At 59.4% G+C, this 25200-nt stretch carries 24 protein-coding genes; 13 read left to right on the forward strand and 11 right to left on the reverse strand.

The genetic code is table 11. The features are described 5' to 3' along the window. Window positions 1–87 precede the first annotated feature (87 nt). From hemC to CLH62_RS08635, 4 genes are read left to right on the forward strand one after another with little or no spacing between them, the layout of a single operon-like run. The gene (hemC, locus tag CLH62_RS08620) at window positions 88–1029 is read left to right on the forward strand and encodes a hydroxymethylbilane synthase (RefSeq protein ID WP_099617760.1); all 942 of its coding nucleotides are present in this window, start codon (window positions 88–90) and stop codon (window positions 1027–1029) included. After that, window positions 1010–1819, forward strand: a complete 810-nt coding sequence (locus tag CLH62_RS08625) for a uroporphyrinogen-III synthase (protein WP_099617761.1) — start codon at window positions 1010–1012, stop codon at window positions 1817–1819. Before hemC ends, CLH62_RS08625 begins: the two co-directional genes overlap by 20 nt. A gap of 8 nt (window positions 1820–1827) precedes the next feature. After that, a complete protein-coding gene (locus tag CLH62_RS08630; protein ID WP_099617762.1) occupies window positions 1828–2952 on the forward strand; it encodes a uroporphyrinogen-III C-methyltransferase in 1125 nt (374 codons plus the stop codon). Beyond that, window positions 2949–4190: a heme biosynthesis HemY N-terminal domain-containing protein gene (locus CLH62_RS08635; RefSeq protein WP_099617763.1), complete on the forward strand. Its 1242-nt coding sequence runs from the start codon at window positions 2949–2951 to the stop codon at window positions 4188–4190. The genes CLH62_RS08630 and CLH62_RS08635 overlap by 4 nt, the downstream gene beginning before the upstream one ends. Before the next feature lie 45 nt (window positions 4191–4235). Here the strand turns inward: CLH62_RS08635 and CLH62_RS08640 are convergent, their stop codons facing one another. The 3 genes from CLH62_RS08640 to rho all read right to left on the reverse strand — a co-directional run bounded on the left by CLH62_RS08640 (window position 4236) and on the right by rho (window position 8426). Beyond that, entirely contained in the window at window positions 4236–5240 is a 1005-nt protein-coding gene (locus tag CLH62_RS08640; protein ID WP_099617764.1) for a 2Fe-2S iron-sulfur cluster-binding protein, read from the reverse strand. A 1-nt stretch (window position 5241) separates the two neighbouring features. Further along, complete coding sequence (gene ubiD / locus CLH62_RS08645; protein WP_099617765.1) at window positions 5242–6729, reverse strand: 4-hydroxy-3-polyprenylbenzoate decarboxylase; 1488 nt, start codon at window positions 6727–6729, stop codon at window positions 5242–5244. A 434-nt stretch (window positions 6730–7163) separates the two neighbouring features. Next, entirely contained in the window at window positions 7164–8426 is a 1263-nt protein-coding gene (rho, locus tag CLH62_RS08650) for a transcription termination factor Rho (RefSeq protein ID WP_099617766.1), read from the reverse strand. A 361-nt stretch (window positions 8427–8787) separates the two neighbouring features. Between rho and moaB the strand changes: the two genes are divergently transcribed. The 4 genes from moaB to CLH62_RS08670 are packed head-to-tail and all read left to right on the forward strand — an operon-like array spanning window position 8788 to window position 11320. Then, window positions 8788–9360 (forward strand): molybdenum cofactor biosynthesis protein B, encoded by a 573-nt coding sequence (moaB, locus tag CLH62_RS08655; RefSeq protein ID WP_099617767.1) that lies wholly within the window; start codon window positions 8788–8790, stop codon window positions 9358–9360. Window positions 9361–9394: 34 nt separating this feature from the next. Beyond that, a complete protein-coding gene (locus CLH62_RS08660; RefSeq protein WP_099617768.1) occupies window positions 9395–10609 on the forward strand; it encodes a molybdopterin molybdotransferase MoeA in 1215 nt (404 codons plus the stop codon). Between the two features lie 2 nt (window positions 10610–10611). Next, entirely contained in the window at window positions 10612–10872 is a 261-nt protein-coding gene (locus CLH62_RS08665; RefSeq protein ID WP_099617769.1) for a MoaD/ThiS family protein, read from the forward strand. Between the two features lies 1 nt (window position 10873). Then, the gene (locus CLH62_RS08670) at window positions 10874–11320 is read left to right on the forward strand and encodes a molybdenum cofactor biosynthesis protein MoaE (RefSeq protein ID WP_099617770.1); all 447 of its coding nucleotides are present in this window, start codon (window positions 10874–10876) and stop codon (window positions 11318–11320) included. 66 nt (window positions 11321–11386) lie between these two features. Here the strand turns inward: CLH62_RS08670 and trxA are convergent, their stop codons facing one another. Further along, window positions 11387–11713 carry a thioredoxin TrxA gene (trxA, locus tag CLH62_RS08675; RefSeq protein ID WP_008169901.1) on the reverse strand — a complete coding sequence of 109 codons (327 nt, stop codon included), beginning with the start codon at window positions 11711–11713 and terminating at the stop codon, window positions 11387–11389. 307 nt (window positions 11714–12020) lie between these two features. Here trxA and ppx point away from each other — a divergent pair, with 307 nt between their 5' ends. Next, window positions 12021–13550, forward strand: a complete 1530-nt coding sequence (gene ppx / locus CLH62_RS08680; RefSeq protein WP_099617771.1) for an exopolyphosphatase — start codon at window positions 12021–12023, stop codon at window positions 13548–13550. Window positions 13551–13556: 6 nt separating this feature from the next. Here ppx and CLH62_RS08685 read toward each other — a convergent pair whose 3' ends face one another. Next, window positions 13557–15500 carry an ATP-binding cassette domain-containing protein gene (locus tag CLH62_RS08685; RefSeq protein WP_170005778.1) on the reverse strand — a complete coding sequence of 648 codons (1944 nt, stop codon included), beginning with the start codon at window positions 15498–15500 and terminating at the stop codon, window positions 13557–13559. 46 nt (window positions 15501–15546) lie between these two features. Between CLH62_RS08685 and CLH62_RS08690 the strand changes: the two genes are divergently transcribed. The 3 genes from CLH62_RS08690 (at window position 15547) to CLH62_RS08700 (ending at window position 17328) form a co-directional block, all read left to right on the forward strand. Next, window positions 15547–16104, forward strand: coding sequence for a TIGR02444 family protein (locus CLH62_RS08690; RefSeq protein ID WP_099617772.1), 558 nt, complete (start codon window positions 15547–15549; stop codon window positions 16102–16104). Continuing rightward, window positions 16101–16487 carry a DUF4124 domain-containing protein gene (locus CLH62_RS08695; RefSeq protein WP_099617773.1) on the forward strand — a complete coding sequence of 129 codons (387 nt, stop codon included), beginning with the start codon at window positions 16101–16103 and terminating at the stop codon, window positions 16485–16487. Before CLH62_RS08690 ends, CLH62_RS08695 begins: the two co-directional genes overlap by 4 nt. A 124-nt stretch (window positions 16488–16611) precedes the next feature. Beyond that, the gene (locus CLH62_RS08700) at window positions 16612–17328 is read left to right on the forward strand and encodes a BamJ family beta-barrel-assembly machinery protein (protein WP_099617774.1); all 717 of its coding nucleotides are present in this window, start codon (window positions 16612–16614) and stop codon (window positions 17326–17328) included. Between the two features lie 92 nt (window positions 17329–17420). On the opposite strand, the gene rsd is transcribed toward CLH62_RS08700, so the two are convergent. Both rsd and CLH62_RS08710 read right to left on the reverse strand, forming a co-directional pair. Next, a complete protein-coding gene (gene rsd, locus CLH62_RS08705; RefSeq protein WP_099617775.1) occupies window positions 17421–17900 on the reverse strand; it encodes a sigma D regulator in 480 nt (159 codons plus the stop codon). Between the two features lie 102 nt (window positions 17901–18002). Beyond that, window positions 18003–18509, reverse strand: a complete 507-nt coding sequence (locus tag CLH62_RS08710; RefSeq protein WP_211285715.1) for a disulfide bond formation protein B — start codon at window positions 18507–18509, stop codon at window positions 18003–18005. A gap of 122 nt (window positions 18510–18631) precedes the next feature. On the opposite strand from CLH62_RS08710, the gene CLH62_RS08715 reads away from it, so the two are divergent. After that, window positions 18632–19081, forward strand: coding sequence for a flagellar basal body-associated FliL family protein (locus CLH62_RS08715; RefSeq protein WP_099617777.1), 450 nt, complete (start codon window positions 18632–18634; stop codon window positions 19079–19081). 21 nt (window positions 19082–19102) lie between these two features. Here the strand turns inward: CLH62_RS08715 and rmf are convergent, their stop codons facing one another. From rmf to CLH62_RS08735, 4 genes are all read right to left on the reverse strand, one after another. Then, window positions 19103–19318, reverse strand: coding sequence for a ribosome modulation factor (gene rmf / locus CLH62_RS08720; RefSeq protein WP_099617778.1), 216 nt, complete (start codon window positions 19316–19318; stop codon window positions 19103–19105). A 120-nt stretch (window positions 19319–19438) separates the two neighbouring features. Further along, on the reverse strand, window positions 19439–20992 hold the full coding sequence (gshA, locus tag CLH62_RS08725) for a glutamate--cysteine ligase (protein WP_099617779.1): 1554 nt from the start codon (window positions 20990–20992) through the stop codon (window positions 19439–19441). Between the two features lie 68 nt (window positions 20993–21060). Continuing rightward, window positions 21061–23403 carry a Tex family protein gene (locus CLH62_RS08730; RefSeq protein WP_099617780.1) on the reverse strand — a complete coding sequence of 781 codons (2343 nt, stop codon included), beginning with the start codon at window positions 23401–23403 and terminating at the stop codon, window positions 21061–21063. 49 nt (window positions 23404–23452) lie between these two features. Beyond that, window positions 23453–25189 carry a putative bifunctional diguanylate cyclase/phosphodiesterase gene (locus CLH62_RS08735; protein ID WP_099617781.1) on the reverse strand — a complete coding sequence of 579 codons (1737 nt, stop codon included), beginning with the start codon at window positions 25187–25189 and terminating at the stop codon, window positions 23453–23455. Window positions 25190–25200: the final 11 nt, after the last annotated feature.

The raw sequence follows: 25200 nt of genomic DNA on the forward strand, positions 1-25200 counted from the left end.
CGCCCGATTCAAAGGTGGTAGCTACGGGACTTTTCTGCCGTCACAAGGTAACCTTGGCGGACATTTTCCGAACCGACAGTGAGTGTCATGTCCAAACGTACCCTTCGCATTGCAACCCGCAGCAGCGCACTGGCGCTGTGGCAGGCGGAATTCATCAAGGCTGAACTGGAAAGGCTGCACGACAACATCGCCGTGGAGCTGGTCAAGATCAAGACCCAGGGCGACAAGATTCTGGATGTGCCTCTGGCCAAGATCGGCGGCAAGGGTCTGTTCGTTAAAGAGCTCGAAGAGGCCATGCTGGACGGTCGTGCGGATCTGGCGGTGCACTCCATGAAAGACGTGCCCATGGAGTTTCCGGAGGGACTGGGGCTGGTGGCCATCTGTGAACGGGAAGACCCCACCGATGCCTTCGTCAGCAACCAGTTTGACAATGTCGACGCCCTGCCCGATGGCGCCGTGGTTGGCACCGCCAGCCTGCGCCGGGAGTCCCAGCTTCGGGCCTACCGCCCGGACCTGCAGATTCGCGTTCTGCGCGGCAACGTCAACACCCGGTTGGCCAAACTCGACGCCGGAGAATATGACGCCATCGTACTGGCCAGCTCCGGCCTGAAACGCCTGGGCTTCCATGAGCGCATCCGCTACGGCCTGCCAGACACCGTCTCCCTCCCGGCGGTCGGCCAGGGCGCCCTTGGCATTGAGTGCCGGGTCGATGATAACGAGCTGCTGGCCATGCTTGAGCCGCTTAATCACAAAGACTCGTCCGATCGCGTCAGGGCCGAGCGGGCCCTGAACCGTCGCCTCGAAGGCGGTTGCCAGGTGCCCATTGCCGCCTACGCCCTGCTTGAGGACGAAGACACCCTCTGGCTGCGCGGCCTGGTGGGGGCCGTGGACGGCACTCAGATCTTCCGCGTGGAAGGCCGGGCTCCCCGGGCCGAGGGCGAACGCCTGGGCCGGGAACTGGCCGAGGACCTACTGGCCCTGGGGGCCGACAAGGTACTGGCTGAAATCTATGGCCACACCCCACGCTGAGCCAGAACTGAACGGCCGGCGGATCCTGATCTGCCGGCCCGAACCGGAAGCATCCCGGCTCGCCAACCGTTTTCAGGCAGCGGGTGCCGATGTGCGCATCCTGCCACTGATTGACCGGGAACCTCTGCCGGAAACCGCGGAACGTCGCACCTTAATTCTCAGTCTGGATGAGTACTCCCACGTCATTGCAGTCAGCCCTTTCGCCGCCCGTCTTCTGCTCGATGAGGTGGACACCTGGTGGCCCCAGGTTCCCATGGGCATCCGCTGGTATGGTGTCGGCGCCGGCACGGCAGCGGTGCTCGAAGAATACGGTCTTAACCCCCTAAAACCGCCGGAAGGCTGGACCAGCGAAGCACTTCTTTCGCTGCCCTCACTGAAGGACTTTCAGGGCGAACGGGTGTTGCTGGCCCGCGGAGAAAACGGCCGCGAGCTGATCCGGGAAACCCTGGAGGCCCGGGGCGCCAGAGTTACTCCCCTACCCCTGTACCGGCGCTTCTGTCCGGAATATTCGCCGGAACAGACTCAGGAGACGCTTGAAACCTTCGCTCCGGAGGCCATCATCACGCTCTCTGGAGAAACCTTGAACAATCTCATCGCACTATGTGCGAATAGCAGCCATAATCTATACGATAGGTTATTGATTGTTCCCGCAGATCGGGTTGCCGAACAGGCCCGTGAGGCGGGATTCAGAAATCCGTGTATACCAGGAAGCCTTGCCGATAACGACATCGTGGCCACGGTTGCAGCGCAACTCGGCGGCCGGGAAGGTGGCTCCGGAAAAGCCAAGTAAGGACGCCCGTGACAGATACAACGAATCAACTTCCCGCACCCATTGCCAAGGAACCACCTGCCCGTCAGAAACTGTGGCCGGTATGGCTGGTAGCCCTCATTGCCCTGATTCTTGCTGTTGCCCTGGCACTCTGGAGCTGGCAGCAGTGGAACAACCATCAGGCCGTCATGCAGTCCCTGCAGACCTTGCAGCAGGACACTGCCCAGCTCGAAAACCAATATGGCGACCGGGGCAGCCAACAAAGTCAGCGTCTGCAATCCCTGGAAGAAAAACTGGCTAGCCAGCGCGAGCTGATCGCCACCCAGCAGCGCCAGATCGACCACAACGCCAGGGAGCTTCTGGAAGCCGGTAACCGGACCCGGACCGACTGGCTACTGGCCGAGGCGGAGTATCTGCTGAGAATCGCCAACCAGCGGCTGATGATCGAAAAAGACATCCGCGGCGCCCTGTCGGCACTGGAAGCGGTCGACGAAGTGCTGAACGAGTCTGACGACATCGGTGTCTATCCCGTTCGTCAGCAGCTCGCCCGTGAAATCCTGGCGCTGAAGGGCCTTACCGGTGTCGACCGGACCGGGCTTTATCTGAAACTCGAAGCCGCCATCGACAGCATTAACCAGCTGACCGACCAGGCGCTCGTCCACGAAAATGCCCCCGGTTTTCTTGCCGGCTCCGGCTCAGCTGCGGAGGCTGAAACCACCGGTGAGCCTGGCCCTCTCGCACGAGCCTGGAACAAGGTGAAATCGACTATGATGCAGGTGGTCGTGGTTCGCAGGCTGGACGAACCGGTCAAACCGATGCTGTCACCGGACCAGAGTGCCTACGCCCGCCTCAATCTTCAGCTGATGCTGGAAGAAGCGGAAATGGCCGTGTTGCGGGGTAACCAGGCGCTGTATGAACGGGCGCTGACCAAAGCCCGCACAACCATCGACGCCTGGTACGACGCCAGCAATCCACGGGTCAAAGCACTCACCGAAACCCTTGCCGAACTGGCCCAGAGAAATGTGGACCCCAAACTGCCGGATATCAGCCAGTCCCTGAACCTGCTCAAGGAGCGGCTGGCCGGCCGCCTGAATGCCAGTAACGGTGATGGCGAGGACACCGCCAGCCAGGCTGATGGAGGCGGTGATTCATGATTCGCCTGTTATTCATTATCCTGCTGGCACTGATAATCGGCACCGGGCTCTCGCTGGGACTGCAGTATGATCTGGGCTATATCCGGATCAGCCTTGGTCACTACCTGATCGAAACCAACTTCTGGGTGGGGATGGGCCTTCTGGTGGCCGTTGTTGTCCTGACCGTACTGATCATCAACTTCGCCCGCCGGCTCGGAAAAAGTACCGGTCTGGTCGCAGGCTGGATTGCCCGGAGCAATGAACGCAGGGCGCGCCGCCGGACTACCCAGGGCCTGCTGGCTCTGGCGGAGGGCAACTGGCCCAGGGCCCGCAAACTATTAACCGCCTCGGCAGGCCATGCGGACACTCCGCTGATTAACTATCTTGCAGCCGCCCAGGCGGCTTTCGAATCCGGTGATCATGAGGCGGTGGATGACCTGCTGCGCAAGGCCTTCGACAGCACCCCGGGGTCGGATATGGCCGTCGGCATCACCCAGGCCCAGCTGCAACTGGCCGGCAACCGGCTTGAGCAGGCGCTGGCTACCCTGGTTCGGCTGCGGAAGCAGTCACCACACCATCCCTTCGTGCTGAAGCTGCTGAAAAACACCTACCTGCGCCTGGAAGACTGGCGGGAACTATCGAAGCTGGTACCGGAGCTGCGTAAGCGCAGCGTGTTGCCGGAGGCAGAACTGAACGACCTGGAACGTCAGGTCTGGCACAACCTCCTTGAGCGAGCCGCGGAAGATTGCCGTCGCCTGCAGAAACAGGACCCGGACGCTTCTCTGGAGCCGCTAACCCGGCTTTGGGATGAGCTACCCGGCTTCCTCCGTCGCGACGAATACACCATCCGGGATTACGCCCGCCTGCTTGCGGGCCTTGGCGACGAAGTACAGACCGAAACCCTGTTACGCAAGGTGCTGCGCAATCACTGGAGTGACGAACTGATCAACATCTATGGCCGGGTAAAAGGCCAGAAGCCTGACGAGCAGCTGTTGTTGGCAGAGCAGTGGCTCAAAGACCGGCCCAACAACGCAGAGCTTCTGCTGGCCCTGGGCCGGCTTAGCCTGCGCAATGAGCTCTGGGGCAAGGCCCGGGAATACTTCGAAACCAGCCTGCGACTGAAACGCAACCGGGAAGCACTGGCAGAGCTGAGTCGACTGAATGCCCACATGGGCGAGGGCGAGGCCAGCGTCAAACTGCTGATGCAGGGCCTGGAGAAAGACAGCGGGCTACCGGATTTACCGATGCCAAGGGCCTGAACATGGGGTCAGATGAAAATTTCATCTGCCCCCACTTTCATGATTTCAGCCCCTGGGGGCGTACTCCAGCACATCCGAGAAGAAAGCGGCTTCAGGCAGGCCCGCCTCGACAAGCGCATCCATCAACGTGTACACCATGGTCGGCGAACCACTGGCGTGCACTTCCACCTTCCCCCAGTCCATCCCCGAGGCCAGAACCGCACGCACCAGCTGGTCATGGTGGCCACTCCAATCATTGTCTTCATCATCACCCACCACCGGCAGGAAGGTGAATGGCGGCCATTCCTCCTGCCATTGCTGGGCCAGGGACCGGAGGTACATGTCTTCATGACGGCGAACCCCCCAGTACAGTTTGACCGGCTGGTTGTAAGACGTTTCCCGGAGATAATCCACCAGGCTTTTCATCTGCGCAAACCCCGTACCGGCCGCCACCAACAGCAGCGGCTTCGCCGGCGCAGATGCCAGGCAGGCCTTGCCATGGGGTAATTCCACGGTCACCTCGCCGCCTGAGGTCAGGGCATCAATGACTTTCTGTGCCGACACCCATTCCGGCGTCGCCTGGATGTGAAGTTCGATGTTCTGGGCCGAAGGGCTGCTGGCAATGGAAAAGTAACAGGGCTCTGCGCCCGGCAGGTTGACCGAGAGATACTGCCCGGCGTGAAACGAAAGTTCCCGACGCCGAGGAAGCTGCAGCTCAACGCGATAGACATCGTGACTGATGGAACGAACGTCCACGACTTTCGCCTGGTACTTGCCAGGCTGATTGTTTCCGGCTGCCATAACGGCGGATATCTCCAAGTCCAGGTCCGTAAGCGCTGTGGTTCTGCACATCATCAGCCGCTCGCCGACCTCAATAGTCTGTTGGTTTCGGGTGTTAAGCGCGAGGCCTGCGATCAGCCGCGCCTCACAGATTTCACACACCCCGTTTCGACAGGCCGCAGGCACATCAACGCCTGCGCTGGCGGCGGCACTGAGTAAATCGCTATCCCGGGCAGCGTTAAACGCAATACCGGAGGGCAGAAGCATCACTCGCCAATCTTCATTGCCCATATCAGTCGGGTCGGGACGCCGAATTTTCAATGCCCAGGCTGTCCCAGAGCTCATCCACCCGCTGTTTGACCTCGTCAGTCATGGCGATGGGCTCGCCCCACTCCCGGCTGGTTTCGCCCGGCCATTTATTGGTGGCATCCATCCCCATCTTGGATCCGAGCCCCGACACTGGCGAGGCAAAGTCCAGATAATCGATGGGCGTGTTCTCCACCAGGGTGGTGTCACGCACCGGATCCATCCGGGTAGTTATTGCCCAGATCACGTCTTCCCAGTTGCGGGCGTTCACATCATCGTCGGTGACAATCACAAACTTGGTGTACATGAACTGCCGCAGGAAAGACCATACCCCCATCATCACCCGTTTGGCATGGCCGGGGTACTGTTTCTTCATGGTCACGATAGCAAGCCGATAGGAACAGCCTTCCGGAGGCAGGTAGAAATCGACAATCTCCGGAAACTGCTTCTGTAAAATCGGAATGAACACCTCATTCAGCGCTACCCCCAGAATCGCCGGCTCATCAGGCGGGCGACCGGTGTAGGTGCTGTGATAGATCGGGTCCTTGCGATGGGTCATCCGTTCTACGGTAAACACCGGGAACTGGTCCACTTCGTTGTAATAACCGGTGTGATCCCCGAACGGCCCTTCCGGGGCCATATCGTCCGGATAGATAAAGCCTTCGAGCACAATCTCGGCGCTGGCCGGCACCTGAAGGTCACTCAGGCCACACTGCACCAACTCGGTACGACCGCCTCGCAGCAGGCCCGCAAAGGCATATTCCGACAAGGTGTCCGGCACCGGTGTGACCGCCCCCAGAATGGTCGCCGGGTCCGCCCCCAAAGCCACAGCCACCGGATAGGGCTTACCCGGGTTGGCCTTCTGAAATTCCCGGAAATCCAGCGCACCACCCCGATGGCTGAGCCAGCGCATGATCAGCCGGTTACGGCCTATCACCTGCTGCCGGTAAATCCCCAGGTTCTGCCGTTCCTTGTGGGGCCCTCGAGTAATCACCAGCGGCCAGGTCACCAGCGGCCCGGCATCCCCCGGCCAGCAGTGCTGCACTGGAATCTGGTACAGATCCACCTGGTCTTTTTCGATCACCACGTCCTGGCAGGGCGCAGAGCGAAGCACTTTGGGGCTCATACGCATCACCTGCCGGAACAATGGCAGCTTCTCGATGGCATCCCGGAAACCTTTGGGGGGATCCGGTTCCTTCAGAAAGGCCAGCAGCTTGCCGATATCACGAAGCGCGGTCACGCTGTCCTGCCCCATGCCCAGCGCGACCCGCTTGGGTGTCCCGAACAGGTTGGCCAGTACTGGCATGTCATAGCCCTTGGGATTCTCGAACAACAGCGCAGGACCACCTGCCCGCAGAGTGCGATCGCAGATTTCGGTCATTTCCAGGTGGGGGTCGACTTCAACGGTGATCCGTTTCAGCTCGCCCAGCTTTTCCAGCTGGCCAATGAAGTCTCGCAGGTCGTTGTATTTCATCGGTTGCTCCGTTCATTATCTGCCAGTACTACGGAGTATGGTGGTCTCTGGACTGCTTGTTGGGAGCCTGAACGAGGTGGGGACCTGCTTTCCCAGACACGCCGTGAACCCATCCCTGGGGGCTTGGTCTTGCCATCCATGGCAAGACACAGTCTGGGAAAGCAGGTCCCCACCTCGTTCTGCAGATCGCCAGTTGTTCGCAACGCAATGATCGTCACTTTGGTTTTCTGAAACACCCATTCCCAAACAATCAGATGCGCGCACATGGCTTGAACGGCGGAGCCGGGGCAAGCCTCCCCGGACCGTGCATTGCCAGGGATGGCAATGCCGAGCCCCCAGGGATGGGTTCACGGCGTGTCCGGGGAGGTTTGCCCCGGCTCTGCCCGCCCCCAAAACCTCAGGTGCTCGTCTAAAAAAACGCGTCAGGCCAGAAATCACCGACGCTTCATGGACTGGAAGAACTCGTCGTTGGTCTTGGTATCCCGCAGCTTGTCCAGCAGGAACTCAAGAGAAGCGGTATCGTCGTCCATGGAGTGCAGCAGCTTGCGCAGAATCCAGACACGCTGGATATCTGCTTCGCTCATCAGCAGATCTTCACGGCGGGTACCGGACCGGCGAATATTGATGGCCGGGTAGACGCGCTTCTCGGCGATCTTGCGGTCCAGGTGAATTTCCATGTTACCGGTGCCCTTGAACTCCTCGTAGATAACCTCGTCCATCTTGGAACCGGTATCCACCAGCGCCGTCGCCAGGATGGTCAGGCTGCCGCCCTCCTCCACGTTACGGGCCGCACCGAAGAAACGCTTCGGTTTTTCCAGGGCGTGGGCGTCCACACCACCGGTCAGGACCTTACCGGAAGACGGAATCACCGTGTTGTAGGCGCGAGCCAGACGGGTGATAGAGTCCAGCAGGATAACCACATCCTTCTTGTGCTCGACCAGGCGCTTGGCCTTTTCGATCACCATCTCGGCCACCTGAACGTGACGGGCCGGGGGCTCATCGAAGGTGGAGGCGATGACTTCGCCGCGCACCGTGCGCTGCATCTCGGTCACTTCCTCCGGCCGCTCGTCAATCAGCAGTACCATCACATGGCACTCGGGATTGTTACGGGTGATGGACTGGGCAATGCTCTGCATCAGCAGCGTTTTACCGGCCTTGGGCGGCGAAACGATCAGGCCGCGCTGGCCCTTGCCGATGGGTGCCACCAGGTCCAGCACGCGGGACGAGAGATCCTCGGTGCTGCCGTTACCTGCCTCGAGCATCAGGCGCTCGTCAGGAAACAGCGGTGTTAGGTTCTCGAACAGGATCTTGTTACGGGCGTTATCCGGCTTGTCGAAGTTGATCTCGCTGACCTTCAACAGGGCGAAATAGCGCTCACCGTCTTTCGGCGGGCGGATCTTGCCGGCAACTGTGTCGCCAGTCCGCAGGTTGAACCGACGAATCTGGCTGGGGGAGACGTAGATGTCGTCAGGTCCTGCCAGATAGGAGGCATCAGCAGAACGGAGGAAGCCGAATCCGTCCTGCAGAATTTCCAGTACGCCGTCACCGTAGATGTCTTCGCCGCTCTTGGCATGCTTCTTCAGGATGGTGAAGATCACATCCTGTTTGCGCGAACGAGCCAGGTTATCGAGGCCCATCTCTTGCGCAATATCGAGCAATTCGGGCATGGAATTCTGCTTGAGTTCAGTAAGATTCATAGTTTATTGGATTTTCAGGAATGGAAGTAAACGAATATTGGAATGACAGGGGTGCCACAGAACGTATTGATCGAATAAACGCTGAAACTGATGCTGGCCAGATGGAGCAACCGGTGTAGATGAAGTCCGGGATTAAAGTACTGAAGCCAGAGAGTGGGAACAACCGTTCGCCGGGCAAGACGGATCATCGGCCACCTGACTGGCGAATGTCAAGTGTACCGCACAAAATAACGCCAATTATCCTGCAACCCGGGCATCCAGCTGTCAACGCCTCCCCCTGATGGGTTACTCCCTTCCATTGGTAGCCCGTGATGGCGATACTGGCGTATAAGAACTTTTCAACGATTCTGGAGTGCCAGCCATGAGCAGTAAACCAAGTAGTGAACTGAAACCCCTGAACATTGCCCTGCTGACCGTATCCGACACTCGCGGGCCGGAGGAAGATACGTCTGGACAGTTTCTCGAGGACAGCGTTATCGAGGCCGGACACCATCTGGTCGCCCGTCGCATTCTGCCCGATGATGTCTACCTGGTGCGGGCGCTGATGTCTGGCTGGATTGCCGACCCGGAGGTGCACGTGGTAATTATCACCGGTGGCACTGGTCTCCTTGAACGGGACAGCACCCCGGAGGCGGTCGGCCCTCTGTTTGATAAAACCATTGATGGTTTCGGTGAGGAGTTCCGGCGCCTGTCTGCCTCTGAAATCGGCTCTTCTACCGTCCAGTCGCGGGCGCTCGGAGGCATGGCAAACCATACGGTGATATTCTGTCTGCCCGGCTCCACCGGCGCCTGCCGCACCGGATGGAACGGCATTCTCAGCAGCCAGCTGGACAGCCGGCACGGCCCGTGTAACTTCTCGGCCCTGGTCTTGCGCAAGCCGGACAAGCCGATGCAGCGGATCAATGAAGTCATTGGCCAACGCGCCCAACGCTGAGGCGAATAGTAACCCGAACCGGAGTTCAGAATTGATGGCCAACCCAAACCTGACGCCGCTGGAAGACGCCCTTGCTCGCCTGTTATCAGCAGCACCCGTGGTCACCGGGGTAGAAACGGTGCCTCTCGCCGACTCACTGGGCCGGGTGCTTGCCGAGAATCATTATGTCCCGGCCGACGTGCCGCCGGCGGACAACAGTGCGGTAGACGGTTACGCCCTGCGCAAACAGGATCTTCGCCAGGACCAGGCGATACCGGTCTCGGCCCGGATTCCCGCCGGTGAAGCGCCGAAAGCTCTGGCGCCGGGTACCGCCGCCCGAATTTTCACCGGCTCGGAGATTCCCGAGGGCGCAGACGCGGTGGTGATGCAGGAACGCGTGGAGGTGACCGACGCCGGGATTGTTGTCCAGGCAGAGGTGACCGAGGGGCAGAACATTCGTCGCCGGGGCCAGGATCTGACCAGGGGCGACCTTGCCCTGGCGAAAGGTACGCAGGTTCGTCCGCACGAAATGGGCCTGCTGGCTTCCATGGGTATTGCCAGGGTTCCCGTTCTGGCACGGCTGAAGGTCGCCATTCTCTCCACCGGCGACGAGCTGGTAGACCCCGGAACGCCCCTGGCCCCCGGGCAAATCTACAACAGCAATCGCTTCACGCTGCTTGGCCTGCTCGCCCAGGCCGGCTGCGAGGTGGTGCTGTGTGAAACGCTGCGGGACAAACGTGAAGCAACCCGGGAAACTCTGCTCCGCGCGGCGGAGTCGTCGGATCTGATCATTACCAGCGGCGGGGTTTCCGTAGGCGAAGAGGACCACGTGCGGGCAGTGCTGGAAGAATACGGCAGCCTGTCGCTCTGGCGCATGGCCATCAAGCCCGGAAAGCCTTTGGCCTTTGGCGCCATCGGCGGCACACCAGTGCTGGGATTGCCCGGCAACCCGGCCTCTGTGCTGGTGACCTTCCTGGTTGTGGGCATGCCCTACATTCGAAAATGCCAGGGACGGAAACGTACAGCACCCATCGGCGAGAAGGTACCGGCGGCCTTTACCATGTCATCAACCTCGGTGCGCAGGGAGTTTGTCCGGGCAAGGAAAGAGACCCGGGAATCCGGGGTGGTGGTCGCCGCATTTCCCAATCAGAGCTCCGGCGTTCTGAGCGCTGCCTGCTGGGCCGATGGCCTGGCGGTGGTGCCGGAAAACACCACGGTGAGCCCCGGAGACCTGCTAACCTATTATTCATTTTCGGAATTGTTGAGCTGAGCATGAGTGATAACACGATTACGGTTCGTTTTTTTGCCCGCCTGCGGGAAGAGCTGGAAACAGAGGAGCTGAACGTTGAGGCCCTGCCGGGACTCACCGCCGGCGATGTGCTGGCCGAATTGGCGAGCCGGGGCGGTCGATGGGCCCAGTTGCAGGGGGACCAGCCTGTCATGATTGCGATCAACCAGACCATGGCAAAGGCCGGCTCTTCGGTTCAGGGTGGCGACGAGCTGGCATTTTTCCCGCCAGTGACCGGAGGTTAAGGTGATTACGATTCAGTCCGGGGATTTTGATGCTGCCGCCGAGTATGACGCGTTGCGGGACAGCGGTGCCGGAACTGGCGCCATTGCGACGTTTACCGGGCTGGTGCGAGACAGCGGCGATTTGCAGGGTGTGACGGGGCTTTACCTGGAGCATTATCCGGGGATGACCGAGCAGGTGATACAGGGGCTGATTGATGAGGCTTCGAAACGCTGGGATGTCCGTGAGGCCCGGGTGATTCATCGGGTTGGGCGGTTAGCCCTGCGGGATCAGATTGTGTTCGTGGGGGTGTGCAGTGCCCATCGCGGAGATGCGTTTGCGGCCTGTGAGTTCATCATGGACGCTTTGAAGACTTCTGCGCCGTTCTGGAAGAAGGAGATTACCGGGGACCGCGAGCACTGGGTGGAACAGAAGGAATCGGATCTGGCGCGATCTCAGAACTGGGACTGAATGGCGATAAAAAACCGCCCGTGAACCTCAGCTCAGGGGCGGTTTTTTTTCGCGGCTGGGCTGCAATCAGAGATTGCTGTCCAGAAAAGCCGCCAGTTGGGATTTGGAGAGTGCGCCGACTTTGGTGGCGTCCACGTTGCCGTTCTTGAACAGCATCAGGGTCGGAATACCACGGATGTTGAACTTCGGCGGGGTCTGCTCGTTTTCGTCAATGTTAAGCTTGCAGACTTTCAATTTGCCGTCGTATTCGTCGGCAATCTCTTCAAGCACCGGCGCGATCATCTTGCAGGGACCACACCATTCTGCCCAGTAGTCCACCAGCACGGGGACGTCGGACTGGAGTACATCCTGCTCAAAAGACGCGTCGGTTACATTTACGATATTTCCGCTCATTACTTTTTCCTGATTCTTGCACCACTGTGAAACGCCGGCGGCCGGATCTGCGAGAGTTCCGATACCGGGCACAGGTGCTGATGACTGTTGCTGAAGGCTGCCACGGTCTGCACGGCAACCCTTCACCCAATTGGCGATACACAATACTTTACGCGATTGATCACTCGGATGTGAAGCAGTAGATCCACCTCTATGAATCGATCCGGGCCTGACCCCGGTCAAATCCCCGCGTCTGCCGGTTACTGACAGGCCTGAGGGATTTCGCTTATAGTACCCCGCAAGTTCATTCCAAAAGGATTTCGACCACGTGACGGCCGCCGCCTCCACCGCCGAAAACGCTGCGTCCTCGCCAGAGGTGCTTGCAGCCATCGACATGGGCTCGAACAGCTTCCACATGGTGGTTGCCAGACTAGTGCATGGGGAAATCCGGACCCTCGAGAAGATGGGGGAAAAAGTACAGCTTGGCGCAGGACTGGATCAGTACAACCGACTGACTGAAGAGGCGCAGGAGCGCGCCCTGACCTGTCTCGGCCGCTTTGCTCAGCGTCTCCAGGGGATGCCACCGAAGGCTGTGCAGATTGTCGGCACCAACGCCCTCAGGGTGGCTCGCAACGCCCATGAATTCATGGCCCGCGCGGAGGAGGTTCTCGGCTATCCGGTGGAGATCATTGCCGGGCGCGAGGAAGCGCGGCTGATCTACCTGGGTGTATCCCATACCCTGTCTGACGATATCGGGCGCCGGCTGGTAATCGATATCGGCGGCGGCAGTACCGAGTTCATTATCGGCCAGCGTTTCGAACCCCAGGAGCTTGAAAGCCTGCACATGGGCTGTGTTTCCTTCCGGAACCGGTATTTCCCGGATGGCAAGATTACCCGGCGACAGATGGACAAGGCGGTGACCCACGCCGAACAGGAACTGCTGAATATCCGCCAGCATTACCGCTCCGTGGGATGGCAGAGCGCCGTCGGTTCATCCGGCTCGATCAAGGCGATTGCCAGTGTCCTGTCATCCCTGAAAATTACCGATGGCACCATCACCCTCCCCGCCATGCAGGAACTGCGCAAGCGCTTGGTGGATATGGGTAAAACGGAAAAACTGGCTGATCTGGGTGTGCGCTCGGACCGCCAGAGCATTTTCCCTGCCGGCTTTGCCATTCTGATGGGAGCGTTCCAGTCCCTCGGTATCACCGAAATGTCGTTTGCTGACGGCGCCCTGCGGGAAGGCCTGCTCTACGACATCGTCGGGCGGATCCAGCACGAGGATGTGCGGGAGCGGACAATTTCCGCCCTGCAGGAACGTTATCACGTTGATCAGGAGCACGGCGCGGCAGTCGAAGCGACCGCCGTTGCCGCCTGGGAGCAGGTGGCGGACGCCTGGGCGCTGCACACAGCGGCCGATGAAGAGGTTCTGCGCTGGGCCTGCCGTCTGCACGAAATCGGTCTGACGATCTCCCACAGTCAGTACCACAAGCACGGTGCCTACCTGTTGCGATACTCGGACCTTCCCGGCTTCAGCCAGCAATTCCAGCGGGACCTGGCCACGCTGGTTCGCGGCCACCGGCGCAAGTTCTCCTCGGCCATCTTCGAGGGGCTGGACCCGGAAGATATTATCCGGCTTCGCTATCTCTGCGTCCTGGTGCGTCTGGCCGTCCTCCTTCAGCATCCCCGCAATATGGAGCCGGCGCCGGAGTTCACCCTGAATCCCCACAAGAACAAGCTGGTACTGGAGTTTCCAGCCGGCTGGCTGGATGACCGGCCGCTGACCCTGGCCGATCTTGAAAACGAACGTGATTATCTCACCAAGCAGAATTTCACTCTGGAGATCAGTGGAGGCTGAGGGCGGTCAGTCCGCCAGCTCCGCCTCCAGCGATTCGACAGCTTCACTGACCTCAAGCCATTGCGCCTCGACCTCTTCGAGGCGGGCTTTTGCAGTTGCCTGCTCGCCAAGCAACCCTTTCATCCGGACCTTACCGCTCTCTTCATACAGCTCCGGGTCCGCGAGTTCTCCCTCCAGCACCACCAGTCTCTGGTTCAGCCGATCCATTTCCTTTTCCAGGGACACCTGCTGCTTGCGATAGGGGCTGAGCTTTTGCCGGAGGGCTGCCTCCGCGCGCTTGCGGGCCTTCCGGTCATCGGCGCTTTCGCCGGTTCCAACCGCCGATTCCGCCGAGTCTTGCTGACCAGACTGCGATCGCTTCGGTGCTTCGGTTTCATCCTTGCGACGGTCTGCCAGCCAGCGCTCGTAGTCTTCAAGATCACCCTCATACTCAACAAACCGGCCATCGTTCACCAGCCAGAATTCGTCTACCGTGTTTCTTAGCAGGTGTCGGTCGTGGGAAACCACCACAATAGCACCCTCAAAATTCTGCAGGGCCATGGTCAGGGCCTGGCGCATTTCCAGGTCCAGGTGGTTGGTCGGCTCGTCCAGCAGGAGCAGATTCGGTTTCTGCCATGCAATAACCGCCAGTGCCACCCTGGCCTTTTCGCCACCGGAGAATGAACGGATCGGGCTCAGAGCCTCATCGCCATGAAAATCAAAGCCTCCGAGAAAGTTCCGGATGCTCTGTTCCGAGGCTTTCGGTGCCAGCCGCTGCAAATGCAGGAACGGGCTGGCATCCAGGTCCAGAGATTCCAGCTGATGCTGGGCAAAGTAGCCAATGGCTAAATGCTCGCCACAGGTGCGTTCTCCGGACAACAGGGTGCTTTCCCCCCTGAGCGCATCCATCAGAGTGGATTTACCAGCACCATTGGGGCCCAGAAGACCGATGCGACTGCCGGGTAGCAGGGTCAGATTGATGCCGTCGAGGATTGTGGTGCTGCCGTGTCCGGCCTTGCCGTTGCGGATCCCTAACAGGGGATTGGACACTTTCTCCGCCACCGGAAACTCGAAGCTGAAGGGAGAATCAATATGGGCCGGGGCAATGCGCTCCATACGTTCCAGGGCCTTCACCCGGCTCTGGGCCTGACGGGCCTTGGTCGCTTGCGCCTTGAAGCGGTCGATAAAACGCTGAATCTCGGCAATCCTGGCTTGCTGGCGCTCGAAACCGGCCTGCTGCTGGGCCAGACGCTCGCTGCGCTGACCTTCAAAGGCTGAGTAATTACCCGTATAAAGCTCCAGCTTCCTTCGGTCGAAATGCACCACATGGGTGGCGACACGGTCCATGAAATCACGGTCGTGGGAAATGAACAGCAGGGTGCCCTGGTACCGGCGCAGCCAGTTTTCCAGCCATAAACAGGCATCCAGATCCAGGTGGTTGGTTGGCTCATCCAGCAGCAACAGGTCTGACGGTCGCATCAGGGCCTGTGCCAGGTTCAGGCGGATTCGCCAGCCGCCGGAAAACGCCGATACCGGCCGGTCTGCGTCCTCGTCCGAGAAGCCCAGCCCCCTGATCAGCGCCTCTGCGCGACGGGCCGCGGACCATGCCTCGTGCACATCCAGCTCACCGTGGATGCGGGCAATGGCATGGTCATCACCGACGGCTTCGGCCTGCTCCAGCTCCCGTTCCAGGCGGCGCAGATCGAGATCGCCATCAAGAACGAAATCCCGCGCACTGCGCCCTGAGGCTCTGACCTCCTGGGCCATGTGGGCAATGCGGCAACCCCCGGGCAGTGAAACCGTGCCCTGTTCCTGAGCCAACTGGCCCAGCAACAGCTGGAAAAGGCTCGATTTTCCAGCACCATTGGCGCCGACAATAGCCACTCGCTGGCCGGGCTGGACCGTGAGGCTGACCGATTCTAGCAACCAGACGCCGCCCCGTTGTAAACTGAGATCAGTGATCGTTAACATACTTTCATTTTATCAACGTAAAGTGTTCAGGAAAGGCTCAGCGCATATGCCGGTAAACTCGGCTACTATCCCGGATTTATCGACACCGCCTCTGGAATTACCGGCAGATCTGGAACCGGAAAGCCCGCTCTGGCGTTTTGCTCTGGCATTCTGGAAACAGCCCGGGGTTCAGGACACTTGCCTGGCCCTTCAAAAACAGGGCTGGAGCGTAACGCGGATTCTATGCGCAGGCTGGCTCGCACTGACTGGCAGGGCCTTCACCGGGGTCGAGGACGCTACGGTAACAGAGTGGCGCGACCGTGTAACCGGTGCGCTGCGCGCCGCGAGAAAATCGCTGCCAGGCACGACCGGCAGGTATAACCAGCTTCGCACCGGCATCGCCGGCCTGGAACTCGAAGCCGAACAGATAGAACTGGCCCTGGCCTGGCGAACGTTAATAACCAACAATCCGGAACCATCTGACATGCATGGACGCGATACGCTGATCAGAACCAATCTTGCTGCGGCGGCACCGACATCGCGAATCGATGACCGTGCCGGCCCCCCGCTGAATGCACTGGCCACAGCCCTGGCCAATTTCCCAAAGGGAGACCACCAGCCATGATGATGAAATGGCTCATAAGGCTCTCGTTTCCCGCCCTCGGGTTACTGTTATTGCTGATTTTCTTCGGACTCAATGATCCGGAGCAGGTATCCGAACCGGTTGCAGACGAGGAACAGCCGGAAATCCCGGCCTTTGAAGGCCTGGTACCGTCCCCGATTCCAACCGAGGGTCCGGAAATCGTGTTCAAATGGCAGGACACCGATGGCAACTGGCATTATGCCGACCAGCCCCCGAAACGGGGGCCTTGGTATACGCTGGCCATAGAGCGGCAGGACAAGGCTTCGCCCCTCAGCCGGACTCCGGAATCGGAGACCGACTGGCAGTCCCCTTACACCGCGCCATTTTCCCTGGCCCCCTCAGCGGCCGGCAACAACGGCAGTTGATCTGACACGTCCGGATTCTTAACACATGTTCAGTGGCATCCGGCGCCGGAACCCGTTACCTTCTCCGTTCTGACAAACACAACGCGGGGCGCTGCCCCATGCACAGACGTTAAAGGATGAAGCAATGAAAAAGACGCTCCTTGCACTGGCAGTGACCGGCCTCGTTGCCGGCTGTTCAACACCGCCCGAGGCTCCGGAACAAGCCAAACTGGAATCAACCGACCAGAAGGTCAGCTATGGCATGGGCCTGGTTCTCGGTGAGCGCATGAGCAACGATCTGCCGAATCTTCAGATGGACCAGTTCCTTGAAGGTATTCAGCATGGCCACGCTGGCGATGAAGAAGCCAAGCGCATGAGCCGAGAGGAAATCCAGCAAGCGCTGATGGCCTATCAGCAGCAGCTTCAGGACGAGCAGACGAAGCAGACGGAAGAGCTGGCCAACAAGAACCTTGAGGCCGGCAAAACGTTCCTGGCGGAGAATGCCAATCGGGAAGGTGTAGAAACCACTGAATCCGGCCTGCAATACGAAGTGCTGGAGAAAGGCGAAGGCGAAAAGCCTGCGGAAACCGATACCGTCAAAGTACACTACACCGGTGAACTTCTGTCCGGCGAAGTCTTTGACAGCTCCCGCGAGCGCGGCGAGCCGGTAACCTTTGCCCTGAACCAGGTCATTCCGGGCTGGACAGAGGGCCTGCAGCTGATGAGCGAAGGCGCCCGTTACAAGCTCTACATTCCGTCTGACCTGGCCTACGGCCCGGGTGGCAACCGCGCCATCGGTCCTAACGAGACCCTGGTATTCGACGTCGAGCTTCTGGACGTCAATCCGGAAACCGGAGAGTAAGAGCCCGATCCGGCCGCATTTTCTGAAATTGCGGCCACAAAAAAGCCCCAGGTCGGCAACACCGAACTGGGGCTTTTTGTATCAGGCGCTCGTCAGGCAGGCGCTACTTTACCCGCATGGGCATTGTGAAGGTGCTCAATCAGGAAATCTTCCATCTCGAACCGGGTCTCGAGGGTTTCGCCGAGCTTCGACAGCTCGCCAAACAACTCTTTCACGTCCTCCTCTGACAACTCTCTGCCATCAAGACGGTCATTGAAGTTGAGGGCGACCTCGGTAGTCTGCTCAATCCGGGGATAAACCTTAGCAGCCAGTTCCAGGCCACCATCATTAAATTCACGGGCCTCGCTGACCAACTGCTCATAGATTTCGAAATGGCCAGTTGAGACATAATCAACAAGCACCTCGCACAGGCGCACGAACTTCTCTTTCAGCGCTTCTGTCTGTGTAAAATCATTCTCTCCGGACAGATCGCAGTAATGAACCAGCAGCTCCTGACGCTCTTTGAGCCAGCGATCAATCAGTTCGCTGACGCCACCCCAACGCTCCCTGGCATTTCGGCAATTTTCCAACATGACGCCTGTTCTCCGCTTGGTATCCCGGTACTTCTGTTTCGGTTCTGATTTTTCTCAGGTTTGGGTCAAGTTACCCCATGCCTGTGGTCCCCCGCAACCGTTTCAGCTCCGAAACCATTCCCCGGACTTCTGCCGACGAAACATCAGAATCAGACCGGTAATTATCAGCAGAGAAAAGAACACTGCTGTCCAGCCTGGAATACTCAGCCCCAGGAACCGCCACACCACTTCAGCACAATCCCCGGTGCCTTTCAGGGCGGTGGAAAGGACCTCAAACCATGGCAACACCTCCAGCATGTAGTCGACGGAAGGGCCACAGGCGGGCACCTGATCCGCCGGCAGGCTCTGCAGCCACAACTGCCGACTGGCCACACCCAGCCCGGCACCAGCGGTCAGTACCAGCAGGAACCCATAAATACGAACCCCGAATCCGGTAGGCCCCTGCAGCAAGGCCAGAAAGCTGACCAGGCCGGCCCCCATGAACCCGAAACGCTGTAGCCAGCATAACGGGCAAGGTTCGAGGCCCATCACATGTTCCATATAAAACGCGACACCCAGAAGTGCGGCACACACTAGGAAAATAAGCCCGAAAACCCATCTGCTGGTCAAAAGAACACCTCGAATTGTGAATTGAAACTGCAACCTCGCGCCGGGCCTGCTATTCTCGGTGCTACCGGCGCTATCGCCCTCGACTCGTCACTAAACCCTAAACCACGATCAACTTCAAGCCTATGACACACCAGCTAAAACCTGTTCTCACGATGTTCTTCCTGTTGCTTTCACTGGTCTCCTTGCCGGCGGTCTCCCAGGATGAGGAAACCACAGAAGAGGAGGTGGTTCAGGAAGACAGTGGTTTCACCGACTACATCAGCATGGATCCGGCTTTTGTCACCCATGTTGGTGCTGCAGACAACAAGCCAACCTATCTCAAGGCAGCCGTCAGCCTCCGGGCCCGGAGCGCAAGTACCAGACCGGCACTGGAAGCCCACATGCCACGGCTGCGCCATGAACTGGTGATGCTGTTCGGTGAGCAGACAGATACCGACCGCCTGACCTCTATGGAAGGCCAGCAGGCACTGCGAGAGGAAGCAGAACAACGGATCAATGCGGTGCTTGAAGAGCAGCAGACCGGCGAGAGCATTGCCGGTGTGCTGTTTACGGAATTCGTCGTGCAGAAATAGAGCGGAACGAGGCCAGGGTACTCAGGCGATTTGTGAAAGCAGGTCGTCGCCCTTGCCCCGGCTTTCACGGGCAACCTGGTCGGCATCATCCCATCCGGCCTCCCAGGCCGCGATGACGACATCTCCCCGGTAGGGGCAGCGTGACTTGTCCATATTCATGGTGGCTGCCATGTATCCCTGGCGGTAAGCCTTGTTCAGTGCTTCCACATCCCAGCCAAGTTTGATGTCCCTTGCCATGCCGACTCCTCCGATCCTGATGTTACAAAAATTAACAGGCAGGCCGGAGGGTGACAAATCTTTGTTCAGTTTCTGTGCGTCAAGTCCGCAGACAAATGAGATATGGACCCGGCCGGCGGATCAGGAGCGCAGGTAGTGCTGCAGAAACTCGTCAAACGTCAGGGTGTCGGCCTGTTCCATTTTCTGCTGATCCGTCAGGGAATCGGCGGACATGGCTTCAAAGGCTTTGCGAACGTCGGCATCCAGGCCTTCCTGCCTCAGGGTTTGTTGATGCTGGCGCGCCATTTCCATACCCCATTCCCGGTGCCCCAGGCCAGACGAACGCATGGCGTCAAGCACCCTGGCCGAGGGTACGGCCCTCTCGCCAGACAACACCTCACGCTGGGTCGCCAGGGCCTTGCAGTAGGTGTCTCCCCCCTGCCAGCTATCCAGCAGCTCCGCCAGGGGTTCCAGCTGTTCAAGCAGATCGGTCGCGGCCTCTGGTACCGGCGTGCGTTGCCCGCCACGGCACAGGGTCAGTTCACGATAGCGTCCGCGGGCCACCACATCCTTGTAGTTATCGTCCAGCCGCTCACACTCGGCGTCGCTAATACGAGGGGAGTCTGACAGCAGGCAGTCCAGCAGGAACAGATCCAGGAAATCGATCTGGGCCTCGTTCACGCCAACCGGAGAGAACGGATCCAGATCCAGGCAGCGCACCTCGATGTACTCCACGCCCCGTGCTTCAAGGGCCTGAATGGGTTTTTCTTGCCGTTCAGTCGTGCGCTTGGGCCGCACGGCACTGTAATACTCGTTCTCAATCTGCAGGACACTGGTATTGATCTGGATGAACTGATCGCCCCGGCGAGTACCGATAGCTTCGTACGCTGGCCAGTTGGTGTGGATGGCCCTGTCCAGAGTCCGGGTGTAGGTGCTGAGCTCGTTGAAACAGATGTTCAGGGAAGCCTGGGCGTTGTTGTGGTAGCCCAGGTCACCCATGCGCAGGGAGGTGGCGTATTCACCGTACCAGGTGTGCTCATCAAACTGGCTCAGATCGTGGCGGATATCGGCAACAAAGCTCGCATCCAGTGCCGGAGAAGCACCAAACAGCAGCATCAGCAGCCAGCTCCGGCGCCGGAAATTCCGGATCAGCCAGAAATACTGGTCTGATTTGAAGTCCTTCAGGCTTTGCTGGCTCCCCAGAGACTCCTGCCATTTCCGCCAGAAACTGTCCGGCAGTGACAGGTTGTAGTGGGCGCCCGCGATGCTCTGCATCATCCGGCCATAGCGGACAGCCAGGCCCTGGCGGTACACGTGTTTGAGACGGCCAATATTGGAGCTGCCATATTCGGCAATGGGGATGCTTTCATCGCCATCCAGTTCACAGGGCATGCTCGCTGCCCAGAACACTTCATCACCGAGGTTCTCTTGCACAAACGTGTGAATGTCCCTCAGGGATTTGAGCATTCCACCAGTGCTATTGAACACAGGCGTGATCAATTCCAGCAGGGCTTCAGAGTAATCGGTGGTGATCCTGGGGTGGGTTAACGCCGAACCCAGGACCTCCGGATGCGGGGTCTGGGCGATGAACCCGTTGCGGTCCACCCGCAAGCCCTCTTTCTCGACACCCTTCAGAAAACCATCCCAGTCGCTGGCTGCGAACTGACGAAATACGGAATGGCGGGATTCAGCCATGGTCGACTCCTGCTGCGGCTGACCCCTACTCTTGAGCGGGACCAGCCGGTGAAAAGATTGAAAACCTGTTAACGGCTGTCCTTGCGGGCCGAAGCCAGCGCCTGGGCCAGTGCACCAGCCATGGCGCCCTGGCCGGATTTCTCGCTGGCGCCGGAGCTACGGCTGTTTCTATTACCTGACTTCTGGCTGGCACCGGCGCGGTTTCCAGCCATTGGCTTACCATCATTTTTCTCGCCAGGCTGGTCCTCCATGCGCATGGTCAGGGCAATTCGCTTGCGCGGAATGTCCACATCCAGAACCTTCACCTTGACGATGTCCCCGGCTTTGACAACTTCCCGTGGATCCTTGATGAAGGTGTTGGACAGCGCCGAAATATGCACCAGCCCATCCTGATGGACGCCGATGTCCACAAACGCGCCGAAGTTGGTCACGTTGGTTACCGATCCTTCCAGCACCATGCCCGGCTTGAGGTCATTGAGGGTTTCAACGCCCTCCTCAAAACTGGCAAACCGGAATTCCGGACGCGGATCCCGGCCCGGCTTCTCCAGCTCGGAGATGATGTCCTTGATGGTGGGCAACCCGAACAGTTCAGTTACGTAATCCTTGGGATTCAGACCACGCAGAAACGAGGAATCCCCGACAATATCATCGACCCTGCGGTTGTTGCGCTTGGCAATGGCTTCCACCACGCCGTAGGCTTCCGGGTGCACGGAAGACCGGTCCAGCGGGTTCTCGCCGCCGGCGATCCGCAGGAAGCCCGCCGCCTGCTCAAAGGTCCGGTCCCCGAGCCGGGTGACCTTCAGCAGTTGCTTGCGGTTGCGGAACATGCCGTTCTGGTTGCGGTATTCGATGATATTCTGGGCGATGGTGTGGTTCAGACCGGACACCCGCGACAGCAGCGGTGCCGAGGCGGTGTTCAGATCCACGCCCACACCGTTCACACAGTCTTCCACCACCGCATCAAGGCTACGGGACAACTGGACCTGGGATACATCGTGCTGGTACTGCCCTACCCCGATGGATTTCGGCTCGATCTTCACCAGTTCCGCCAGCGGGTCCTGCAGCCGACGGGCGATGGACACGGCACCACGAATGGTGACATCCAGATCCGGCAGCTCTTTGGAGGCAAATTCGGACGCCGAGTATATGGAGGCACCGGATTCACTGACCACGATCCGGGCCAGTTTGAGTTCGGGGTAACGCTTGCTCAGGTCGCCCACCAGCTTCTCGGTTTCCCGGGACGCAGTACCGTTGCCAATAGCCACCAGCTCGATTTTATACTCGCGGCACCAGGCCGCCAGCTGCTCGATGGAGCGGTCCCACTGGTTCTTGGGTGCGTGGGGGTAAATGGCACCATGGCCCACTACCTGCCCGGTACCGTCGATAACGGCCACCTTCACTCCGGTACGCAGCCCGGGATCCAGCCCCAGTGTCGGGCGCGGGCCGGCCGGTGCCAGCAACAGAAGATCCTTGAGGTTGGCGGCGAAAACGTTAATGGCTTCGGTCTCGGCGGCTTCGCGGACCTGGGCCATGAGATCGGTTTCAATCTGGGTGGAGAGCTTGACCCGCCAGGTCCAGCGCACCACTTCCGACAGCCACTTGTCGGCGGCACGGCCGTTATCCCGGATGTTCCAGCGGGCGGCAATCCGCTGCTCCGCCGGATGGGGCGTACGGCGGTCGTCATCGGCATCGCCAACCACGATACTGTAGGCGAGGATGCCTTCGTTGCGACCGCGCAGAATGGCCAGGGCGCGATGGGACGGTACCTTTTTCAGTGGTTCAACGTGGTCAAAATAATCCCGGAACTTGGCGCCTTCGTTTTCCTTGCCTGCCACCACAGTCACTCTCAGCTGGCCTTCCTGCCAGATGAAGTCCCGCAGACTGCCCAGCAACTCGGCGTCCTCGGCAAAGCGCTCCATCAGGATGTAGCGGGCGCCATCCAGAGCCGCCTTGGTGTCTTCCACCCCGGCTTCCTTGTTGAGATAGCCCTGGGCCGTCGTTTCCGGATCCAGAGTCGGGTCGTCATACAAGGCATCCGCCAGGGGCTCCAGGCCGGCTTCCCGGGCAATCTGGGCCTTGGTCCGGCGCTTGGGCTTATAGGGCAGATAGAGATCTTCCAGGCGGTTCTTGGCATCCGCCTCGTTAATGCTGGCCTTGAGTTCATCGGTCAGCTTACCCTGCTCCTCAATACTTTTGAGGATGGTGGCGCGACGGTCTTCCAGTTCCCGCAGATAGCGCAGGCGCTCCTCCAGGGTCCTCAGCTGGCTGTCGTCCAGCGAGCCGGTTACCTCTTTGCGATAACGTGCGATAAACGGAACGGTGGAGCCCTCGTCGAGCAGGGCGACGGTGGCATTAACCTGTTGCTCGCGGACACCGAGCTCGTCGGCGATGCGCCTGGAAATACTGTTCATGCAACCTCTGTTTGATGCTTTGCCAATAAAGCAGCAAAGGTACAGCGGCTTACTGTTGCAGGCAAGCGGACTGACCACGCTTGTTCAGGAATTGCACAAGATCGGCCCAGGGCATAGGGCGGGCGTAATAATAACCCTGAATTTCATCGCAGTGCTGCTGGCGCAGGAACTCCAACTGACCTTCGGTTTCCACCCCTTCCGCAACCACGCTGATCTGCAGGCTGTGGGCGAGGCTGATTATCGCCCGGATAATGTGCTCTGCGTCTGCCGAGTGCCCCAACTCCTGCACGAAGGATTTATCGATTTTGACCAGGGAAATGGGCAAATGCTGGAGATTGCTCAAGGAGGAAAAACCGGTCCCGAAGTCATCAAGGGCAAAGCTGATCCCCAGCTGATTCAGCTCCCGCAGGCAACGCTGGGCGTATTCCGGATCGTGCATCATGGCGCTTTCCGTGAGCTCCAGCTCCAGCAGGCTGGTATCCACATTGGCGTTGAAAATAATCCGGAAAATGGTCTCGGTCATCTTGCGATCGTGGAACTGCCGGAACGAAAGGTTAACGGCAAACACCAGGCCCGGGAACCCCAGCTCGGCAGACTCCTGCAAGCGTTTACAGGCCTGCTCGATAACCCAGTATCCGATGGGCACGATCAGACCGCTGCGCTCCGCAACCGGAATGAACTCATCCGGCCCCACCAACCCCCGCTCCGGGTGGTTCCAGCGCAACAGGCACTCGACACCACGGACCTCTTCCGTGGCCAGATCAATCCGGGGCTGGTAGTAAAGCTCCAGTTCCTTGCCCCTCAGGGCATTGCGCAGGTCGGCCTCGAGCCGAAGCTGATAGCCGGCGGAGATATGTAGCTGCCGGTCGTAGAAGCGATAACTGGTACCGGGATCCCGCTTGGCCTCGAACATGGCCCGATTGGCCCGGCGCAAAAGATTCTCGGCGCTGTCACCGGCTTCGGGGTAGGTGGCAACACCGAGGCTGGCGCTGACCACCACACTTTGGCCGTCGATCGTGACCGGCTCATCCAGGGCGCTGACCACCTTGCGGATAATCTGGGTGATGTCGAGGGAGTCTTCCACCTTCTCGATGATAATGGCCAATTCGTCGCCGCCGATGCGCATCAGGGAATCCACCCGCCTCAGGGACTGCCGGAGACGCTCTGCCAGCTTCATCATCAACTGGTCGCTTTTCTGATAACCGAACGATTCATTGATACTACGGAAGTCGTCGATATTGAGGTGCAGAAGCGCCAGCCGGTGGCTGGCCCGTTCGGCACGCAACAGCGCCTGCTGGAGACGATCAAAGAAGAGATCCCGGTTGATGAAACCGGTGGCGACCTCCCGCCCCAGCTGGCCGTGGGCCGAATCGGACAACTGCTCCCGGTACCAGAGGCATTTCACAGCCCGGCGGAAATTCCAGTGATCCAGATTCTGGCGGCAGAGATAATCAGCGGCGCCGGCGGCCAGCAGTTCCGGAGCCCGCAGTTCCGGCAACTCGGCACTGAGGGCAAGGACAGGCTTATCATTGCTGCCAACCGCCAGGTATTGAAGAAAAGAAGCCTCAGAACCGCCATGGAAGATACAGTTCCAGACAATGACATCGAAACTGGCGTTACGGATCAGGTCGTCACAATCCACCAGATCCGGGCACCAGGTGGCGTCCGCACTGATTTCGACGTCACCCGCCAGAAGATCGTTCAGCCAGAGAAAATCAGCATAATCTGGTGTCAGAACCAAGAGGCGTAGCTGTCCGGGCCTCATGGTTTCCAGTGGCAGTGTCATCAAGCAGAATC

It is taken from the genome of Marinobacter guineae (assembly GCF_002744735.1).
Lineage (GTDB): Bacteria > Pseudomonadota > Gammaproteobacteria > Pseudomonadales > Oleiphilaceae > Marinobacter > Marinobacter guineae.

Coding starts and splice junctions, on each gene's coding strand:
- CLH62_RS08700 (WP_099617774.1), top strand. CDS start 16,612: ATGAAAAAGACGCTCCTTGCACTGGCAGTGACCGGCCTCGTTGCCGGC.
- ubiD (WP_099617765.1), bottom strand. CDS start 6,729: ATGAAATACAACGACCTGCGAGACTTCATTGGCCAGCTGGAAAAGCTG.
- hemC (WP_099617760.1), top strand. CDS start 88: ATGTCCAAACGTACCCTTCGCATTGCAACCCGCAGCAGCGCACTGGCG.
- CLH62_RS08625 (WP_099617761.1), top strand. CDS start 1,010: ATGGCCACACCCCACGCTGAGCCAGAACTGAACGGCCGGCGGATCCTG.
- rmf (WP_099617778.1), bottom strand. CDS start 19,318: ATGGCAAGGGACATCAAACTTGGCTGGGATGTGGAAGCACTGAACAAG.
- trxA (WP_008169901.1), bottom strand. CDS start 11,713: ATGAGCGGAAATATCGTAAATGTAACCGACGCGTCTTTTGAGCAGGAT.
- gshA (WP_099617779.1), bottom strand. CDS start 20,992: ATGGCTGAATCCCGCCATTCCGTATTTCGTCAGTTCGCAGCCAGCGAC.
- CLH62_RS08690 (WP_099617772.1), top strand. CDS start 15,547: ATGCCGGTAAACTCGGCTACTATCCCGGATTTATCGACACCGCCTCTG.
- rsd (WP_099617775.1), bottom strand. CDS start 17,900: ATGTTGGAAAATTGCCGAAATGCCAGGGAGCGTTGGGGTGGCGTCAGC.
- CLH62_RS08695 (WP_099617773.1), top strand. CDS start 16,101: ATGATGATGAAATGGCTCATAAGGCTCTCGTTTCCCGCCCTCGGGTTA.
- CLH62_RS08640 (WP_099617764.1), bottom strand. CDS start 5,240: ATGGGCAATGAAGATTGGCGAGTGATGCTTCTGCCCTCCGGTATTGCG.
- CLH62_RS08685 (WP_170005778.1), bottom strand. CDS start 15,500: ATGTTAACGATCACTGATCTCAGTTTACAACGGGGCGGCGTCTGGTTG.
- rho (WP_099617766.1), bottom strand. CDS start 8,426: ATGAATCTTACTGAACTCAAGCAGAATTCCATGCCCGAATTGCTCGAT.
- CLH62_RS08715 (WP_099617777.1), top strand. CDS start 18,632: ATGACACACCAGCTAAAACCTGTTCTCACGATGTTCTTCCTGTTGCTT.
- CLH62_RS08735 (WP_099617781.1), bottom strand. CDS start 25,189: ATGACACTGCCACTGGAAACCATGAGGCCCGGACAGCTACGCCTCTTG.
- CLH62_RS08730 (WP_099617780.1), bottom strand. CDS start 23,403: ATGAACAGTATTTCCAGGCGCATCGCCGACGAGCTCGGTGTCCGCGAG.
- CLH62_RS08665 (WP_099617769.1), top strand. CDS start 10,612: ATGAGTGATAACACGATTACGGTTCGTTTTTTTGCCCGCCTGCGGGAA.
- CLH62_RS08635 (WP_099617763.1), top strand. CDS start 2,949: ATGATTCGCCTGTTATTCATTATCCTGCTGGCACTGATAATCGGCACC.
- CLH62_RS08660 (WP_099617768.1), top strand. CDS start 9,395: ATGGCCAACCCAAACCTGACGCCGCTGGAAGACGCCCTTGCTCGCCTG.
- moaB (WP_099617767.1), top strand. CDS start 8,788: ATGAGCAGTAAACCAAGTAGTGAACTGAAACCCCTGAACATTGCCCTG.